This window comes from Salipiger sp. HF18, assembly GCF_011806505.1.
Taxonomy (GTDB): Bacteria; Pseudomonadota; Alphaproteobacteria; order Rhodobacterales; family Rhodobacteraceae; genus Salipiger; species Salipiger thiooxidans.
This window is the reverse complement of record NZ_JAATOS010000577.1, coordinates 1-2331: the sequence shown is the minus strand read 5'-3', so window position 1 is coordinate 2331 and position 2331 is coordinate 1. Positions and strand designations below refer to the sequence as shown.

Annotated in this window: 2 protein-coding genes and 1 pseudogene; 2 read left to right on the top strand and 1 reads right to left on the bottom strand. The window is 69.3% G+C overall.

Going from position 1 to position 2331, the window contains the following annotated elements; genetic code table 11:
* Positions 1-261: FAD binding domain-containing protein (locus HC022_RS24350; RefSeq protein WP_175583720.1), on the bottom strand; the 261-nt coding region annotated here is incomplete at its 3' end.
* A gap of 351 nt (positions 262-612) precedes the next feature.
* On the opposite strand from HC022_RS24350, the gene HC022_RS24345 reads away from it, so the two are divergent.
* Both HC022_RS24345 and HC022_RS24340 read left to right on the top strand, forming a co-directional pair.
* Positions 613-2040: a 6-hydroxynicotinate reductase gene (locus HC022_RS24345; RefSeq protein ID WP_217704106.1), complete on the top strand. Its 1428-nt coding sequence runs from the start codon at positions 613-615 to the stop codon at positions 2038-2040.
* A pseudogene (locus HC022_RS24340) lies at positions 2037-2331 on the top strand (UPF0280 family protein); the annotation flags it as partial. The gene HC022_RS24345 and the pseudogene HC022_RS24340, both read left to right, overlap by 4 nt.

The following is a 2331-nucleotide window of genomic DNA, read 5'->3' as shown; positions in this document are numbered from 1 at the left end:
GGCCCGCAGCCCGTCGAAGAGCGGCGGCAGCTCGGCCCGGGCCACCTGCGTCCAGCTCGTGGCCGCGCCGATGCGCCAGCCCGAGCCGTCTCGGGTGATGCCGCGCAGCCCCGCCACCCGGGTCAGGTCGACCATTTCGGAGGGAGGCACGCCATCGCGCAGCGCCGGGTAGAGGTCGGTGCCGCCTCCCAGTGCGACCGCCGCGCCGCCCCCCATGAGCGACAGCGCGTCGTCCAGCGTTTCGGGTCGGTGCAGGGACATGGGCGATTCTCCGGGCGTGTCGCTGGGTGAGTCCAGGAATGTCTGTTTATCGTTCGCATACAAACGAAGGTGGGTTACGCTAGGCGGGCGCGGCGAGATCTGTCAATCGGCTTGAACAGGCTTCCGCCCGGCACCCGTGCGATTGCTGAAAATCTCACCACAGACCCGGCGCGCCGTCACGCGGCGTTTCGACTCGCTTGACAGAAAACCCCGGCATGTGCGTTCGTATACAAACGAATTGACGTCCCCATGCCAGCGACAGGAGCGCGCGACGTGACGGCAGAGACCTCCCCGGTGAAACGCGGCACCGCCGACAAGCCCGAAAAGATTCGCTGCGATGCCTGTCCGGTGATGTGCTACATCGCCGAGGGCCGCGCCGGGGCCTGCGACCGCTACGCCAACGAGAACGGCGAGCTGGTGCGTCTCGACCCGCTGACGATTCTCGAGAATTCCGACACCCCGGTTGTGCCCTTCCTCGAGCGCGAATGGGACGGCGACATCGTTTCGGGCGACGAAGCCTTCATCACCGCCGTGGGCTCGGGCACGACCTATCCCGACTACAAGCCCGCGCCCTTCATCGTGGCCTCGAAGACCGCGGATGCGGACATGATCACCGTGGTGACCGAGGGGATCTTCTCGTACTGCGGCGCCAAGGTGAAGATCGACACCGACCGCCACCTCGGCTCGGAATGCGCCTGGGTGCGCTCCGAGGGCGAGATCATCGGCCATGTCACCACCTCGGAATACGGCTCGCAGATGCTGTCGCTCGGCGGGGTCAACCACCTCACCGGCGGGTCCAAGAAGGAGGGCCGCGCCACCTGCTCCGCCCTGCTCGCGCCCTGCAACGGCGAGAGCGGACAGCCCAGCATCGACAACCGCGCCGGGCCCGGAATCGTCGCGGGACAGGCGCCCATCGTCAACGGCCAGACCGAGGAGCGCATGCGCGTCGGCTGCGGTTCGGCCACGGTCGGCATGTTCGCGGCGCAATGGCAGGGACTCGTGGACGAGGTGGTGGTGGTCGACGACCACATCACCGGCGTCATGTCCGAGCACCAGGCCGGCAAGGTCATCGGCTGGAAGCCCACCGGCATCAAGATCAAGGGCCGCCGCTCGACCCCGGGCCGCTACTTCCAGGTGGCCGAGCCCGGCACCGGCTGGGGCGGCACCGATCTCACCGACCCGCTGGCAATCCTCGACAAGTGGAAGCCCGAGGCGTGGCCCGGCCTGTCGATCCTCATGGTCTCGACCACCGGCGAGAACGCCGCCTACTACGAGCTGAACGACGATCTCGTGCCGGTGCAGAAGGACATGCCCGAGCGGCTGCGCCCCTCGGTCCAGCGCATCGAGGAAAACTGCGAGCCCTCGCTGGCCTCGGTGCTCTTCATGGCCGGTGCCGGCGGGTCGCTGCGCTCGGGCGTGACCGAGAACCCGGTTTCGCTCACCCGCTCGGTGCAGTCGCGGCTGACCCGCGTCACCTGCGGCGGCGCGCCGGTGATGATGTGGCCGGGCGGCGGCATCACCTTCATGTCCGACGTGACGCAGATGCCGAAGAACGCCTTCGGCTACGTGCCGACCCCTGCCCTCGTCGCGCCCATCGAGTTCACCATGTCGCGCGCCGATTACCAGGCGCTTGGCGGCCACATGGACTACGTCATGCCGCTCGAGGATGCACTGAAGGGTGTCACCGGACGGCAGAGCGACCACCGCCTGTCGGGCCGCCGTTCGGAGAGCCGCAAGAAGGGCGCGCCGTGGCCGGTCGGCAAGGAGCCCGCGAAATGAGCTTCCACGAAACCCCCGTCGTGCGCATGGCCCGCGACGGGCGGATGCGGCTCACCCACGGGCCGATCGACCTCATCCTCACCGCCGAAGGGCCCGCCGAGGCCGCCCGCGACGCCCTGCGCCGGGCCCACGAGGCCTTCGAGCCGGTGCTCCACGAGCTCTGCGCCGAGCTGCCCCGCCTGCGCGCGGCCCATGGTCCGGCGCCGCGCGGTGCGGTGGCCCGCCGCATGCAGAACGCGACCGATCTCTTTGCACCGGCCTTCGTCACCCCGATGGCGGCGGTGGCGGGCT